General features: G+C 62.2%; 13 protein-coding genes. 8 read left to right on the top strand and 5 right to left on the bottom strand.

Annotated elements, in window-relative coordinates:
• Window positions 1–44: 44 nt before the first annotated feature.
• On the bottom strand, window positions 45–1481 hold the full coding sequence (locus tag ACFSOZ_RS02990; RefSeq protein ID WP_379093493.1) for a glutamine synthetase family protein: 1437 nt from the start codon (window positions 1479–1481) through the stop codon (window positions 45–47).
• Window positions 1482–1661: 180 nt separating this feature from the next.
• Here ACFSOZ_RS02990 and ACFSOZ_RS02985 point away from each other — a divergent pair, with 180 nt between their 5' ends.
• Complete coding sequence (locus tag ACFSOZ_RS02985; RefSeq protein WP_379093490.1) at window positions 1662–2378, top strand: HAD family hydrolase; 717 nt, start codon at window positions 1662–1664, stop codon at window positions 2376–2378.
• A gap of 28 nt (window positions 2379–2406) precedes the next feature.
• Here ACFSOZ_RS02985 and ACFSOZ_RS02980 read toward each other — a convergent pair whose 3' ends face one another.
• From ACFSOZ_RS02980 to aceA, 3 genes are all read right to left on the bottom strand, one after another.
• On the bottom strand, window positions 2407–2814 hold the full coding sequence (locus ACFSOZ_RS02980) for a response regulator (RefSeq protein WP_379093487.1): 408 nt from the start codon (window positions 2812–2814) through the stop codon (window positions 2407–2409).
• Window positions 2815–3090: 276 nt separating this feature from the next.
• Entirely contained in the window at window positions 3091–3333 is a 243-nt protein-coding gene (locus ACFSOZ_RS02975; protein WP_006202762.1) for an SMc00767 family acetate metabolism repressor, read from the bottom strand.
• A gap of 58 nt (window positions 3334–3391) precedes the next feature.
• Complete coding sequence (gene aceA / locus ACFSOZ_RS02970) at window positions 3392–4681, bottom strand: isocitrate lyase (protein ID WP_379093484.1); 1290 nt, start codon at window positions 4679–4681, stop codon at window positions 3392–3394.
• A 237-nt stretch (window positions 4682–4918) separates the two neighbouring features.
• Between aceA and ACFSOZ_RS02965 the strand changes: the two genes are divergently transcribed.
• The 6 genes from ACFSOZ_RS02965 to ACFSOZ_RS02940 all read left to right on the top strand — a co-directional run bounded on the left by ACFSOZ_RS02965 (window position 4919) and on the right by ACFSOZ_RS02940 (window position 11930).
• A complete protein-coding gene (locus ACFSOZ_RS02965) occupies window positions 4919–6361 on the top strand; it encodes a helix-turn-helix domain-containing protein (RefSeq protein WP_379093481.1) in 1443 nt (480 codons plus the stop codon).
• A gap of 150 nt (window positions 6362–6511) precedes the next feature.
• Complete coding sequence (locus ACFSOZ_RS02960; RefSeq protein WP_379093478.1) at window positions 6512–7465, top strand: DMT family transporter; 954 nt, start codon at window positions 6512–6514, stop codon at window positions 7463–7465.
• 350 nt (window positions 7466–7815) lie between these two features.
• Complete coding sequence (locus tag ACFSOZ_RS02955; protein WP_379093475.1) at window positions 7816–8913, top strand: polyamine ABC transporter substrate-binding protein; 1098 nt, start codon at window positions 7816–7818, stop codon at window positions 8911–8913.
• An 81-nt stretch (window positions 8914–8994) separates the two neighbouring features.
• Entirely contained in the window at window positions 8995–10134 is a 1140-nt protein-coding gene (locus ACFSOZ_RS02950) for an ABC transporter ATP-binding protein (protein WP_379093472.1), read from the top strand.
• 9 nt (window positions 10135–10143) lie between these two features.
• Window positions 10144–11115, top strand: coding sequence for an ABC transporter permease subunit (locus ACFSOZ_RS02945; protein ID WP_379093469.1), 972 nt, complete (start codon window positions 10144–10146; stop codon window positions 11113–11115).
• Window positions 11112–11930 carry an ABC transporter permease gene (locus ACFSOZ_RS02940; protein WP_379093466.1) on the top strand — a complete coding sequence of 273 codons (819 nt, stop codon included), beginning with the start codon at window positions 11112–11114 and terminating at the stop codon, window positions 11928–11930. The genes ACFSOZ_RS02945 and ACFSOZ_RS02940 overlap by 4 nt, the downstream gene beginning before the upstream one ends.
• 76 nt (window positions 11931–12006) lie before the next feature.
• Here the strand turns inward: ACFSOZ_RS02940 and ACFSOZ_RS02935 are convergent, their stop codons facing one another.
• Window positions 12007–13860: an AsmA family protein gene (locus tag ACFSOZ_RS02935; protein WP_379093463.1), complete on the bottom strand. Its 1854-nt coding sequence runs from the start codon at window positions 13858–13860 to the stop codon at window positions 12007–12009.
• Between the two features lie 200 nt (window positions 13861–14060).
• Between ACFSOZ_RS02935 and ACFSOZ_RS02930 the strand changes: the two genes are divergently transcribed.
• Complete coding sequence (locus tag ACFSOZ_RS02930) at window positions 14061–16019, top strand: acetoacetate--CoA ligase (RefSeq protein ID WP_379093460.1); 1959 nt, start codon at window positions 14061–14063, stop codon at window positions 16017–16019.
• Window positions 16020–16316 lie beyond the last annotated feature (297 nt).

Here is a 16316-nt window from a genome sequence, read left to right as displayed (position 1 = left end):
CCCTTACTGCCCTACTGCCCTACCTGCCTTACTCCCCTATTCCCCTATACATTCAGCAGCAGATATTCCCGTTCCCAAGGACTGATCACTTCCATGAACGTCTCGAATTCCGCTCGCTTGATCGCCGCATAGGTGGCGGCGAAGGACTTGCCCAGATGCGCGCAGAGTTCCTCATCGCCCTCGAACAGGTCGACGGCTTCGAGCAGGCCGCGCGGCAGGTCGATCTCGTCGGCGTTGGCTGTGGTCAGGACCGGCGGCTCCGCCTTGATCTTGTTGGTGATGCCGATCAGCCCGCACGCAAGCGACGCCGCCAGCGCCAGATAGGGGTTGGCGTCCGAGGACGGGATGCGGTTTTCGACGCGCCGTGCCGCCGGATCCGAGCGTGGCACGCGGAACGCCGTGGTGCGGTTATCGTAGCCCCATTTGTTGTTGACCGGAGCCGACGCCGCTTGTGTCAGCCGGCGGTAGGAATTGACATAGGGCGCGAACATCACCAGCGCGTTCGGCACATGCTTCTGCATGCCGCCGATGAAATGGAAGAAGGCTTCGGTTTCCGAGCCGTCAGCAGCCGAAAAGATGTTCTGTCCGGTCTTCTTGTCGATGATCGATTGATGGATATGCATGGCCGAGCCCGGCTGCCCCTGGATGGGCTTGGCCATGAAGGTGGCGTAGATCTCGTGCTTCAGCGCCGCCTCGCGAATGGTGCGCTTGAACATGAACACCTGGTCGGCCAGTTCGATCGGGTCGCCGTGGCGCAGATTGATTTCGAGCTGGCCGGCGCCCTCCTCATGGATCAGCGTATCGATCTCCAGGCCCTGGCTCTCGGAGAAATGGTAGATGTCGTCGATAAGTTCGTCGAATTCGTTGACGCCGGCGATCGAATAGCCGGCGCCGCCGCCGATCGCGCGTCCCGAACGGCCGACAGGCGGCGTCAGAGGATAGTCCGGATCGGGATTCTTGCGCACCAGATAGAATTCGATCTCGGGCGCCACCACCGGCTTCAGTCCGAGCTTGTCATAAGCGGCGACGACGCGCTTCAACACATTGCGCGGCGTGAACTCGACCGAACGTCCGTCCTGGTGGACGAGGTCGCAGATGACCGCGGCCGTCGGGTCTTCTTCCCATGGCACCACCGTCAGCGTCGACAGGTCCGGCATCAGTTTGAGGTCGCCGTCGTCTTCGGGATAGTGGAAGCCATTGCCATCCTCGGGATAGCCGCCGGAAATCGTCGTCATGAAGACAGCCGACGGCAGCGCCAGCGAGGTGTTGGAGGTGAATTTCTTCGACGGCATCATCTTGCCGCGCGCGACGCCGGCCTGGTCGGGCGTGATGCACTCGATGTCCTCGATGCCGCGCCATTCCAGCCAGGCGCTGACTTCCTTCCAGTTCTTGACGCCACGTTGGTTTTTCACGAAGGCAGGCGTGCGCGCCCGTCCTCCGCGGCTCGACGGACGGACTTCCTTTTTTGCAGGCGGCATCATTCACCAGATTGGGTTGCGGATTGTGGAGTATAGCCGTGCCCCACTGTGGAAGGGAAGGGCAGCCACATCGGGCATTGGCCGAGGCGGTTGAAAATCACGCCAATCGGCTTAGTTTCGGCGGCCCCAATCCCAATCAAGACCCCAATCTCAATCGAGACCCAACCATAGTCGAGACATTGAATGCGGCACGATAGCAGACTGACGACGATCGGCTTCGATGCCGACGACACCCTCTGGCAGAACGAGCAGTTCTTCCGCATGACGGAGAAGCGCTTTGCGGCCATGCTTGCCGATCATGGCGAAGCCGAGCACATCTCGGCACGATTGCTGGAGGCCGAAAGACGCAACCTTGCCGTCTATGGCTTCGGCATCAAGGGATTTACGCTGTCGATGATCGAAACGGCGATCGAGGTCACGCAAGGTCGCGTGCCGGCCTCGGTCATATCAGAGGTTCTCGATGCCGGCCGCGAGATGCTGAGCCATCCGATCGAGACCCTGCCGCATGCGCGCGAGACTGTCGAGAAGCTTGCCGGCGCATTCCGCCTTGTGCTGATCACCAAGGGCGATCTCTTCGACCAGGAGCGCAAGCTGGCTGAGTCAGGCCTCGGGGATCTGTTCGACGCGGTCGAGATCGTCAGCGACAAGAATGCCGCCACCTATGCCCGCCTGTTCAGCCGCCACGGCGATGGTCCGGCAAAAAGCATGATGGTCGGCAATTCGCTGAAGTCGGACATAGTTCCGGCCATCGAGGCTGGCGGTTGGGGTGTCCATGTGCCGCATGAACTGACCTGGGTGCTGGAGCATGTCGAGCCTCCGGTGGCCGAGTCGCGGTTCCGCCAGATATCCGATCTCGGACAGCTGCCCGAACTGATCGAAAGCATCACCAATCCAGCCTGATCGCGGCTCAGCAGTTGATATCGCGGGCTCAGCGGTTGATCAGACGATCGATCACCGGCTGCAGCCGTTCGGGTGTGATCGGCTTGGCGACCACCACGTCGATGATGCTCGACAGGCCCAGGCTTTCCCGCGTGCCATTCTTGGTTGAAAGCAGGATCACCGGTGGCAGCGATTTGCCCGAGGCCCGCCGCAACGCGTCGATGCTGGACATCAGATTGTCGCAGTCCTTGTTGTCGGCGCCACCATCAAGGACAACGGCACCGGGAATGAGGGACCGCAAGATCTTTGCCGCCGTATCGGGAGATTCCGAGATTGGCTTGAGCCCGGATCGCTCGACGATCTTCGAAATCACCACGCGATTGATTGGCGATCTCCCGACGACAAGCACTTGCGACGGATCACGGATCGTCCCGGCGCGCGAGTCGCGGGTCATCATATTCAGATGTCTTGGAGTCTCGCCTTCGCGATTCACTGGGCACACAAGTCGGCCAAGAAGCTCGCCCCTATTTCAATGCAGAGTTGAATCTCGGGGGCAATTGGCGTGAGATCGCCGCCCATGTCAAGTTGAAATAAAACGCCCCGAAATCATCCCCGGGAGCAGTGAATTTCAAGCAACGCTACTGTACTGAGCTGTCCACGGGCACGTTTCATAAAAAGAAAATTCACCTGCGCAGAGACTGCGCAGGTGAAGGGTCGGTTGAGCGGATTTCGATCAGCCGTGGCTCTGCTGCGTGACGATCACCGGGATCAGCAGATCGCCCCAGTTGCCGTCGCCGCCGTGATGTCGCGCCGAGCGCACGAGCTCCACCGAAACACCGGCCTCGACCGCCTTCATCACCGACTGGTTGAGGCGGTGCAGATCGTTGGCCAGCATGCGGATCGTCGCTTGCTGGTCGACGCTCATCGTCGTGGACTGTTCCTCGGCGCGTTCCTTGACACGGCTTATCGATGCCATTGGTCTTCTCCTTGTGTCTCAAGCCCTGTTGGGCGTTTCCTCTGTATTCTTCTGTTTGCTATTCGGCGGCCGGCTTGAATTGCGCGTGCTCGGTCGATTCATGCATGGCGGTGGTCGACGACTTGCCGCCGGTGATCGCCATCGACACGGCATCGAAATAGCCGGTGCCAACCTCGCGCTGGTGCTTGGTCGCGGTGTAGCCATTGGCCTCGGCCGCGAACTCAGCTTCCTGCAACTCGGAATAGGCCGCCATCTGCCGCGCCTTGTAGCCGCGAGCCAGTTCGAACATGCCATAGTTGAGCTGGTGGAAGCCGGCGAGCGTGATGAACTGGAACTTGTAGCCCATGGCACCGAGCTCCTTCTGGAACCTGGCGATCGTCGCGTCGTCGAGATTCTTCCTCCAGTTGAACGATGGCGAACAATTGTAGGCGAGCAGCTTGCCGGGGTGATGCTTGCGCACGCCCTCGGCGAATTTCTTGGCCTGCGCCAGATCCGGCTTCGAGGTCTCGCACCAGATCAGATCCGCGTAAGGCGCATAGGCGATGGCGCGGGCGATGCAGGGCTCGATGCCGTTCCTGACGTGATAGAAGCCCTCCACGGTGCGCCCGGCGCCGTAGTCGACGAAAGGCTGGTCGCGTTCGTCGATATCGGAGGTCAGCAGCTTTGCCGCTTCCGCATCGGTGCGTGCAACGACCAGGGTCGACGTGCCCATCACATCCGCCGCGAGGCGCGCGGCGTTGAGGTTGCGGATGTGCGCCGCGGTCGGGATCAGCACCTTGCCGCCGAGATGGCCGCACTTCTTTTCCGACGCCAGCTGATCCTCGTAGTGGACGCCGGCGGCCCCCGCTTCGATGAAGGCCTTCATGATCTCGAAAGCGTTGAGCGGGCCGCCGAAGCCGGCTTCCGCATCGGCGACGATCGGCGCGAACCAGGTCTCGACCGAAAGCCCGTTGCCTTCGGATGTCTCGATCTGGTCGGCACGCTGCAGCGTGCGGTTGATGCGCTTGACCAGTTCGGGCGCTGCATTGGCCGGATAAAGCGACTGGTCCGGATACATTGCGCCAGCGGTGTTGGCGTCGGCGGCAACCTGCCAGCCCGACAGGTAGATCGCCTTCAGCCCGGCGCGCACCTGCTGCATCGCCTGGTTGCCGGACATGGCGCCGAGCGCGTTGACGAAGTCCTCCTCGTGGATGAGCTTCCACAACCGGTTGGCGCCCATTTCGGCGAGACTCTGGCGAATCTGCACCGAACCGCGCAGCCGCTTCACATCCTCCGGAGAGTAGGGCCGTTCGATGCCGTCGAAGCGGCCTTCCGGCGCCGATGGGACGAGGTTGTAAAAATCAGTCATTGGTCACTCCGAAGGATTGCTACACTGTGTCCGGGCGCCAATCATCTGCACGCCGGAATATGACTGAATTTACATTGCGGTGCGAAATGGGCCCAGAAGAATCAAGAGAATTGGCTGAATATAAAGGAAAACCTGTGTTGCGTTTGACAGGAAGTCATTGTAAATTTGTCACGATTGTAAAAGACGACGCAGCGAGATTGCCGTGAGAGGTATGTAAATTCTTGTCAAGGATAGTCGATGGCTGACCAGAAGATCTTTGCCGGGCCGCGCATCCGCCGCATCCGCAACGCCAAGGGCCTGACCCAGACGGCGATGGCCGAGGGGCTGGGTATCTCGCCGTCCTATCTCAACCTGATCGAGCGCAACCAGCGGCCGCTGACGGTGCAGCTGATCCTCAAGCTGGCGTCCGTCTACAAGGTCGATCCGCACGAGCTGCAGGGCGAGGCAAGAGGGTCCGTCGCTGCCTTGAAGGAAGTGTTCACCGATCCTCTGCTGGTCGGCGAGTTGCCGGGAGATCAGGAACTGATCGAGCTTGCCGAGGCCGCCCCTAACGCGTCCGCGGCGGTGATAAAACTGTTCCGCGCCTATCGCGAGCAGGCCGAGCGCCTGTCCGACCTCAACGAGCTCCTGGCGCGCGAAGGTCGGGCGACCGCGCTTTCCGGCGCCCGCCTGCCGATCGACGAGGTGCATGAGATCTTCGAGCGCAGGCCGAACCATTTCGCGGCGCTCGAGGAAGAGGCCGCGGCGTTCACCTCTGTGCTCGATCCCGGCGACGATCTGTTCGGCGCTTTGAAGGCCTGGCTGAAGCGCGAATACGGCATCGTGGTCAAGGTGCTGCCGGTCGCCACCATGCCGAACTGGCGCCGCCGTTATGATCGCCATTCGCAGCGCCTGTTCCTGTCGGAACGGCTGTCTCCGTTCGACCAGTTGCGCGAAGTGGCGATGGAGGCTTGCCTGATCCGCATGACTGTCGCGGTCGCCGGCGAGATCCAGGCGCTCAAATTGACTACTGACGAGGCTCGCCGTCTCGCCCGTTTCGAACTCGGCCGCTATGCCGCGCATGCGCTGATGATGCCCTACCAGGCCTTTCATGCGGCTGCCGTTCGCGCCCGCTATGATATCGACGTCTTGCGTTCGCGCTTCGGCGTCTCCTTCGAACAGGCGGCGAACCGGCTGACCATGCTGCAGCGGCAGGGCGCGCTCGGCGTGCCGTTCTTCATGCTGGAGGTCGACAATGCCGGCAACCGCTTCCGCAAGGCCGGCAGCCAGGGCTTTCCGCAAAGCCGCTTTGGCGGCGGCTGCCCCAAGCTGCCCGTGCATGTCGCCTTCTCCCAGCCCGGCCAGATCTTCGTCGAGGCGGTGGAAATGCCCGACGGCGCCGAGTTCCTGTGCATCGCCCGCACGCTGGAAGGACCGCAAGGCGCTTTCTCGGAGCGTCCGCGTCGCACGGCGCTGCTGCTTGGATGCGACATCGGCTTTCGCGACGACATCGTCTATGGCGCGGCACTTCCCGGCGCGGCAACCGCCGCGAAGGCCGGCACCGTCACGGCGACGCCGGTCGGGCCTGCCTGCCGGCTTTGCGAACGCGCCGGCTGTCTGGCGCGCGCCGAGCCGCCAGTAACGCGTCCGCTCGGCCTCGACGAGATGGTGACGGGCTTGAGCGCCTTCGACTTCCAGTGACGCCGTGCCCCAGTGACGGCGGGCAGGGTGCCACAATTGTCGTCGGTCTCTGGCTCACCCCCGGCCTTCGCCTTTGCGCTACGCGAACGGAGTATCTTTTTGTCGTCCCTTGCGCATCGTCCCGTCCACAAAAGCCCGACAGTCGCGCCCATGACCGACACAGCATCATCGCCGAGCGTTGATTTATCGACCATCTCGCCGCGCGAGGAACGCGTCGGCATGCTCTTGGTGTTCCTTTCGGCGCTGATGTGGAGTTTTGGCGGCACCATTGCCCGCTTCATCACCGTCGGCGATAGCTGGACGATTATTCTCTGGCGCTCCGTCTGGGCCGCGGCCTTCCTGATCTGCTTCATGGTCTGGCGCGACGGCTGGCGCGGCATGCTGAAAATGTTCCGCGACATGGGGCTGCCCGGCCTTGCCGTCGGGGCCTGCTTCGCCACCGCATCGACCGCGTTCGTCGTCGCACTTGCCTACACCACCGTCGCCAACATCCTGTTGATGCAGGCAGGTGTGCCGCTTCTGGCGGCGCTGTTTGCCTGGGCGTTGTTTCGCGAACGGGTGACTGTCGCCACCTGGTTGGCGATTGCAGCCGTCATCACCGGCGTCGCAATCATGGTGTCGGAATCGCTTGATGGCGCCGTCTCGCCGATAGGCGACGGGCTGGCGCTCTTGATTGCGGTCATGTTCTCGATCGCCACTGTCATCACCCGGCGGTTTTCCGGCGTGCGCATGACGCCGGCAACCTGCCTCGGCACCATGCTTGCGGCGGGCTTTGCCGCCTCGCAGGCATCGACATTCGCCGTGTCGGCCAGCGACATGGGCTTTCTCTTCGCTTTCGGCGTGGTCAATCTCGGCCTCGGCCTTGCCTTCTTCGCCACTGGCGCGCGGCTGATCCCGGCGGCCGTCGCGGCACTGCTCGGCACGTTCGAGCCGATCCTGGGGCCTATATGGGTCTGGCTCGTCCATTCCGAGGTACCGTCGGGACGCACCATTGTTGGCGGCGCGGTGGTGGTCACGGCGCTGCTCGTCCATATCGGGCTCGAATTCAAGCGCCAGACACGGCCCGAGCGCGCAGGGGTCACCGGGGTGCCATCGCCTAATTGATGCGGCGCGCAGCTTTGCCATTGACAAATTCGCTGCCGCGCGGGCAGGCTGAGACTACGGCAACAACAAGACAGGCGTATCTTGCCAAGTCTCCCTGCCGGTCAGATCGAGACCGGACCACATCGTCGTATCTCTGCCCGCGCCACGGCGAAAGCCTCTGACGGCACAGGCATGCCTCCCAGGTCTCGGAAGAGACACAGAGCCACCAACTGCCGCTCATCGAACCACCCCCACGGCGTCGACAGTTCGCGCTTGTCGCCCCCTGGAAAGCTCAATAGTCTGAAACAAATGCCCGGCCGCGCGGGGTCCGCGACGAGCCGGCGAAGGAACACTCACCAAAGGAGAATAGCATGATCCGCAAAGCGCTCTGGCTTTCGGCGACCTCGGTATTTCTGACGCTTTTCACCGCCGGCGGCCACGCCGAGGATCGCGTCGTCAACGTCTTCAACTGGTCGGACTATATCGACAGTTCGATCATGGACGATTTCACCAAGCAAACCGGCATCAAGGTCGTCTATGACACCTTCGATTCCAACGAAATCCTGGAAACCAAGCTGCTTGCCGGAGGCAGCGGCTATGACGTCGTCGTGCCCAGCGGCAACTTCCTCGCCCGCCAGATCCAGGCCGGCGTGTTCCAGAAGCTCGACAAGTCGAAGCTGCCGAACATTTCCAACATGTGGGACACGGTGACCGAGCGAACCGCCAAATACGACCCCGGCAACGAATATTCGATCAACTACATGTGGGGCACGGTTGGTATCGGCTACAACATCAAGAAAGTGCAGGCGGCACTCGGCACCGACAAGATCGACAGCTGGGATGTGTTCTTCAATCCGGACAGCCTGGCCAAGCTGAAGGATTGTGGCGTCTATGTGCTGGATTCACCGGCCGACATCATACCGGCGGCGCTGAAGTATCTCGGCCTCGACCCCAACAGCACCTCGCCTGACGAAATCGCCAAGGCCGAGGAGGCCCTGCTCAAGGTCCGGCCTTATATCAGGAAGTTCCACTCCTCCGAATACATCAACGCACTCGCCAATGGCGACATCTGCCTGGCTGTCGGCTGGTCGGGTGACGTGTTCCAGGCCCGCAACCGCGCGGTCGAGGCCAAGCAGGGCGTGGAAATCGGCTATTCCGTGCCGAAGGAAGGCGCGCAGATGTGGTTCGACCAGATGGCGATCCCCGCCGATGCGCCGCATGTCGCCGAGGCGCTTGAGTTCCTCAACTACATGATGAAGCCGGAAGTAATCGCCAAATCGTCGAACTACGTGCTCTACGCCAACGGCAACAAGGCTTCGCAGCAGTTCGTCGACAAGGCCCTGTTGGATGATCCTTCCGTCTATCCCGATGCCGAGACGATAAAGAAGCTCTACACGGTCGCTCCCTACGATCCCAAGACCCAGCGCCTGATCACACGCAGCTGGACGAAGATCGTCACCGGCCAATAAGCAATCTGATCGGTCCCGGCAGCCACCTGCCGGGACCAATTCTTTCTGGGGCAAGAAGCAAGAAACAAGACGGAGTGGGACATGAAATCGCTTGGCAGCATCCGCAGGGATTTCGCGCCATGGAACGACCCGAACGCCAAGCCATACATCCAGTTCGACAACGTCACCAAGAAGTTCGGTGACTTCACCGCCGTAAACAATCTGTCGTTGACCATCTTCGAGCGCGAGTTTTTCGCCCTGCTCGGCGCCTCGGGCTGCGGAAAATCGACACTGCTCAGGATGCTCGCCGGCTTCGAGGAGCCGACGGCCGGCCGCATCCTGCTCGACGGCCAGGATCTGCGCGGCATTCCGCCCTATCGCCGGCCGGTCAACATGATGTTCCAGTCCTATGCCCTGTTCCCGCATATGACGGTCGAGAACAACATCGCCTTCGGTCTCAAGCAGGACGGCATGCCGAAGCCCGAGATCGCGTCACGCGTCGCCGAGATGCTGAAGCTGGTCAAGCTCGAACAGTTCGCCAAGCGCAAGCCGCATCAATTGTCGGGTGGCCAGCGCCAACGCGTCGCGCTCGCCCGCTCGGTCGCCAAGCGGCCGAAGGTGCTGCTCCTCGACGAGCCGCTCGGCGCGCTGGACAAGAAGCTGCGCGAGGAGACGCAGTTCGAACTGATGGACCTGCAGCAGAACCTTGGCCTGACCTTTGTCGTCGTCACGCACGATCAGGAAGAGGCGATGACCATGGCCGATCGCATCGCCATCATCGACAAGGGTGAGGTGATGCAGGTGGCGACGCCGGCCGAAGTCTACGAGGCGCCGGGATCGCGTTTCGTCGCCGGTTTCGTCGGCAATGTGAACATGTTCGAGGGCAAGATCGCGCGCGGCGAGGCCGGTGCCGCCAGCATCGACGCTGGCAATGGCATCACCATCCGCACCGACAATGCCGGGGCTGCGAGTGCGGGAACGGCTGTCACCTTCGCCATCAGGCCGGAAAAGATCAAGGTGTCGTCTAAGAAGCCGGCCGAGGCCGTCAATGCCATCGAAGGCGAGGTCTATGACATCGCCTATCTCGGCGACATGACCGTCTACCACGTCAAGCTCGACGACGGCCAGGTGGTGCGGGCCAGCACCATGAACGCGGCTCGTATCACCGAGGATCCGCTGAGCTGGAACGACCGCGCCTGGGTTTCCTTCCGGCCCGACGCCGGCGTCGTGCTGACGCGGTAAGGGGCGGTCATGTCGAACGCCGCCGTCACCGCCGCATCAACCCCGGCAACAAATGCCGACAAGTCCATCCTGGCCAGGCTGGGAGCGGCTTTCGTTGGCCGCCTGGTCATCATCATTCCCTATGTCTGGCTGCTTTTTTTCTTCCTCGTTCCCTTCATCATCGTCTTCAAGATTTCGCTGTCGCAGACGGCGATCGCCATGCCGCCTTACACGCCGGTGCTCGGCTTCAAAGACGGCATCTCCGGGTTCTTCGCCGGCTTTGGCGCGCTCAATTTCGACAACTACGCCTGGTTGACGCAGGATGCCCTCTACTTCAACGCCTATGTGACCAGCGTCATCGTTGCCGCGATCTCGACGGTGCTGACGCTGATCGTCGGCTACCCGATCGCCTATGGCATGGCGCGGGCGCCGGCAACGATCCGCCCGACATTGCTGATGCTGGTGATCCTGCCGTTCTGGACCTCGTTCCTGATCCGCGTTTACGCCTGGATAGGCATTCTCAAGCCCGAGGGGCTGCTCAATCAGCTGTTGCTCGCCACCGGTGTCATCAGCGAGCCGCTGATCATCCTCAACACCTACACGGCAATCTTCATCGGCATCGTCTATTCCTACCTGCCGTTCATGGTGCTGCCGCTCTATTCGTCGCTGGAAAAGATGGATTATTCGCTGATCGAGGCGGCCAAGGATCTTGGCTGTCCGCCAACCAGCGCGTTCTGGAAGATCACCTTTCCGCTGTCGCTGCCCGGCGTCATCGCCGGCTGTCTGCTGGTGTTCATCCCCGCGGTTGGCGAGTTCGTCATTCCCGACCTGCTCGGTGGATCGCAGACGCTGATGATCGGCAAGACGCTCTGGAACGAGTTCTTCGCCAATCGTGACTGGCCGGTGTCGTCGGCCGTGGCCGTCATCCTGCTGCTGCTGCTGACCGTGCCGATCATGCTCTTCCAGCAGGCTCAGGCGCGCGCCCAGGAGCAAGACAAATGAACGCCACCTGGAGCCGCTTCAACGTCACCTCGATCGTGCTGGGCTTTGCCTTCCTGTATCTGCCGATCGTCCTGCTCATTGTCTTCTCCTTCAACGAGTCGAAACTGGTTACTGTCTGGGGCGGTTTCTCGACCAAATGGTACGTCTCGCTGTTCCACAATCAGGGCCTGATGGACGCCACCTGGGTCACGGCCCGCGTCGGCGTCATTTCGGCCACGGTGGCGACCGTGCTCGGCACGCTGGCGGCGCTCACCTTGACCCGTTACACACGGTTCAAGGGCAGGTTGCTGTTTTCAGGCATGGTCTTCGCGCCGCTGGTCATGCCGGAAGTCATCACCGGCCTGTCGCTGCTGCTGCTCTTTGTCGCCATCGGTCTCGACCGCGGCTTCCTGACCGTCACGCTCGCGCACATCACGCTCACCATGTGCTTCGTCGCCGTCGTCGTGCAGTCGCGCCTGGTCAGCTTCGACCGCTCGCTGGAAGAAGCTGCGATGGATCTTGGCGCAACGCCGGTGAAGACCTTCTTCCAGATCACGCTGCCGGTCATCATGCCGGCGATCGTGTCCGGCTGGATGCTAGCCTTTACGCTTTCGCTCGATGATCTGGTCATCGCCAGCTTCACCTCCGGGCCTGGCGCCACCACGCTGCCGATGAAGATCTACAGCCAGGTTCGCCTCGGCGTGACGCCGGAGATCAACGCCGCCTGCACCATCCTGATCGCGGTTGTTGCGGTTGGCGTCATCATCGCGTCACTTGCCAACAAGCGGCGTGAGGTGCAGCGCCAGCTCGACGAGCAGGCCGCACAACGCGGGTAGAGCAGTCCGGAATTGCGTCAAGGCAAAGGGATGGAGCGGTTCGGCGTCTCCGTTAAACGATGAGCCGCTCTAAGGTCTATTCCCCCGAAACGCCGCGGCTGATCGGCGAAATGAACGGCGTGGTCCATGTCCCGCCGACAAAGAACGATGACTGGTTGGGGCCTTGCTGGCCATTGGCCTGCGCCGCTGCCTGGTCCGCCTGAATGACACCGCCGGACAAGGCCAGTCCTCGTCCGGCGTAGGACGCGATACCGGACAGCCAGATCTTGTACTTCGCCGAATTGGCTTCGGCCTTGTCGATCCGCGCCACGCCTTTCGAAATGCTGGCCTTGATCTCGGCACCGTCGATCGGCAGCGTTCCGTCGGAGACGTCGTCGAGCGCGAAGAAGCCGCCTTGTTCGGTATGCTTGAGGAAGGCCGGCAGGTTGAGCTTGCTCAACGCACCCGGTCCGAAGGTCGCGGAGACCGAGCCGTCGGCATTGTCGAAGATGGAGTCCCAGGTCCGGCCTGGTCCCTTGAGGATCACCGAGACGGTCCCCGTGCCGACCGGCACCAGCCGGGTCATCCCTGCCGCCGTGCCGAAGGCACCGCCGTCGATGTCGGACGCCAGCAGCCGGATCTCGACCTGCGAGCCTTCCGGCTTGCGGTCGAAGCGAAGGCTGCTCTGGATGTTGCCGCCAAAGGCCGAGGCATCGGAGATATCGAAGACGGAAAGGCCATCCTTGACCTGGGCCGTGGCGGCGACGTCGGCGAGCTGGATGGGCCCCGCCGTGGCGTGCGCTGCCGACAGCCTGAGATCGAGGTTGATCCTGTCGGCGAAACTTGTGTCGATGTCGCTGGGTCCCGCGCCTCCGGTCGGCGCCAGCGGCGTGAAGGCCGATAGAAACGATCTGAGGTCGAGTGTGTCGAAGGCGAGCGTGCCGGAGATCACCGGTTGTGCCCCGCCAAGCGTGAGGTCCAGCGCGCCCATTCCCGGATTGTTGTCCAGGGCAAGTGCGGTGTTGTCGAACTTGACGCGCCCTGCCGTCGCCGTGATCTTGCTCGAAATGCTGACTGAGCCGATCGCGGCACCTGGAGCGATACCGGCCTGCGACCATTCCAGGACGCGCCGCAGCGAAGGTGCCGAGAACTTCGCCTGGCCGTCGAAATAAGCGTTTTCGGACATGCTGGCCGTGCCGTCGAACGAGAAGGTGGCGGGTGCTGCCTTGAAGGACAGCGTGAGCGGCGCCGTACCGCCGGCAAACAGCACAAGCGGTTTCGGCGAGGCGACGTCAAGCGCAACGCTTTCGCCGCGCCAGATCCCTGTTGCAGACAGCGTCGCATTGCTGTTCATCGCCGCCCAGGTCGCCTGGCCGGACATGCTGCTGAGGATCTCGACGTCCTTGCCGTCGATGGACGCCACCATGCGGCCATCACGGAACTCCACGGTGCCAAAGGTGTCGGCCGGCAGCTTGTCGAGGTCGGGCTTGGCGGGGTCGGCATTGACCACGCCGCGCGCCGTGTCGATGGAACGCGTGATGCGCCCGCCGGTCGGGACGGCGGGCAGGAAGAAGCCGGTCGCGGTGCGCTGAACCCGGATCGTCGGCCGCACCAGCCGCGCCGTCGAAAACTCCACGTCGCCGCGCAAGGCCGCCATGGCGGACAGATCGACCTCGACCCGTTCGGCCTCGACCACCGGCGGCGCCTCGGTGTCGGTCCATTGCGAAAGCGTCACATCGGTCAGGATCGCCCGGAATTTCGGCCAGACCTCGATCCGCGGCGAGCCTTCGATGGCGACCCGGAAGCCGCTCCACGCACTCATTTCCCAGGCGATGCGATCGCGCACGATACGGGTGGAGGCGATCAGGGGCAGGGCGGCAACGACCAGCGCGATGACGATCACGGCAGCGCCGATCGCCCATATCCCGCGCCGGATCAAAGATGATGGCATATCGCCCCGTATGTTTCCATTCCGACAAAAATCGCCCGACGGGTGTAACCCCAGTCGTCACTACGACTTAGGGCTGAGGCATTTCAAGTCTTTATGGCCCGGCGATGGCATTTGCGCACATCTGGTCGCATCGACCGAACAAAATCTTGCTCTGCTGCGCTGCGATATGCATAAGCGGTGGCGACCGTGGAGGAACGATCATGGCTGCCGAAGTACCGCTCTGGACCCCGACACAAGACCAGATTGATGCAGCACCCTTGACCGCTTTCATGAAGGCCGCGGCTGTGAAAGCCGGCGGTGCGTTTTCTTCATATTCGGAGCTTCATCGCTGGTCTGTCGAGGACCGCGAAGGGTTCTGGAGCCTGGTCTGGGACTTCTGCGGCATTGTCGGCGACAAGGGCGGGCCCGTGCTTGTCGATGGCGACAAGATGCCAGGCGCCTCCTTCTTCCCCGACGCGACGCTGAACTTCGCCGAGAATCTCCTGAGGAAGACCGGCTCTGGCGAGGCAATCGTGTTTCACGGCGAGGACAAGGTCGAGCGCCGGCTGTCGTGGAATGAGTTGCATGCGCTGACCTCGCGCCTGCAGCAGCTCTTCTTGTCGCTCAAGGTCAAAAAGGGCGACCGCATCGCGGCGATGATGCCCAACATGCCGGAGACCGTTGCCGCCATGCTGGCTGCCGCCTCGATCGGTGCGGTCTGGTCGTCCTGCTCTCCCGATTTCGGTGAGCAGGGCGTGCTCGACCGTTTCGGCCAGATCGAGCCGGTCGTCTTCATCGCGCCCGATGGCTACTGGTACAATGGTAAGGCGATCGAGGTCGCCGACAAGATCGCGGCGGTTGCGGCCAAGCTTGGCACTGTCCGCAAGGTTCTGGTCGTCGACTATCTCGGCACCTCGAGCGATGTCGCTGACACCATCGACAAGGCGGTGGCGCTGGAGGAGGCGCTATCGCCCTTCGCGGTCAAGCCCGTCAGCTTCGAGCGGTTGCCATTTTCGCATCCGCTCTACATCCTGTTCTCGTCGGGAACGACCGGCATTCCCAAATGCATCGTCCATTCGGCCGGCGGCACGCTGATCCAGCATGTCAAGGAACATCGGCTGCATGCCGGTCTCACCGACGGCGACCGCTTCTTCTACTTCACCACCTGCGGCTGGATGATGTGGAACTGGCTGGTGTCGGGGCTCGCTTCAGGCGCGACGCTGCTGCTTTATGACGGCTCGCCCTTCTACCCCGATGGCAATGTGCTGTTCGACTTCGCCGATGCCGAGAAGATGACCTTCTTCGGCACCTCGGCCAAATTCATCGATTCCGTGCGCAAAGCCGGTCTCAAGCCGATCCGCAGCCATGATCTGTCGAGCGTGCGGGCGATCTCGTCCACCGGGTCGCCGCTGTCGCCGGAGGACTTCCGCTTCGTCTATGACGGCATCAAAAAGGATGTCCATCTGGCCTCGGTCTCCGGCGGCACCGACATCGTCTCCTGCTTCGTGCTCGGCGTGCCGATTGAACCGGTCTGGACCGGCGAGATCCAGGGCCCCGGCCTCGGCCTCGCCGTCGATGTCTGGGACGACGATGGCAGACCGGTTCGGCAGGAGAAGGGCGAACTGGTCTGCACAAAGGCGTTTCCAGCGATGCCGATCGGCTTCTGGAATGACCCCGAGGGCAAGAAGTACCAGGCAGCCTATTTCGAGCGCTTCGACAATATCTGGTGTCATGGCGATTTCGCCGAATGGACCGTGCATGGCGGCATGATCATCCATGGCCGTTCCGACGCGACGCTCAATCCGGGCGGCGTGCGCATCGGCACGGCGGAGATCTACAACCAGGTCGAACAGATGCCGGAAATCCTGGAGGCGCTGTGCATCGGCCAGGATTTCGACAATGACGTGCGCGTCGTGCTGTTCGTGCGGCTGGCCGCGGGTGTCAAACTGGATGACGATCTGGAAAAACGCATCCGCTTCAAGATCCGCAGCGGCGCGAGCCCGCGTCACGTGCCGGCCAGGATCGTCGCCGTCACCGACATCCCGCGCACCAAGTCCGGCAAGATCACCGAGCTTGCGGTGCGCGACGTCGTCCACGGCCGCGCCATCAAGAACAAGGAGGCGCTCGCCAACCCCGAGGCGCTGGAGCTGTTCAAGAACCTGCCGCAGCTGGCCGAGTGACCCAATGCATGCCGCCCAAAAGTGGACCCGGTTTTGGGACAACGACATGCACAAAAACAAAGACCTAAAGCGCGTCGCATGAATCGGTTTCAACGCGACGCGCTTTAGAGCAATTCCAGGAAAAATGTGAAACGGTTTTCCGTCCGGAATTGCGTCCCAAACAATGAGTTAGAGCGGGTTGCCGGTTCCGTGAACCGGTGAACGGCTCCAGGCCGGCATGGTTAACCAAATATGTCGCGAGAATTTACCTAGATTTCATGAGTGGTACACATTCGTAAATTTTTTGGCAGCCCGGTA

Source organism: Mesorhizobium newzealandense (genome assembly GCF_042682145.1).
GTDB lineage: Bacteria > Pseudomonadota > Alphaproteobacteria > Rhizobiales > Rhizobiaceae > Mesorhizobium > Mesorhizobium newzealandense.
Note: the sequence above shows the minus strand (reverse complement) of the source record. Positions and strands in the feature narration are given on the sequence as shown.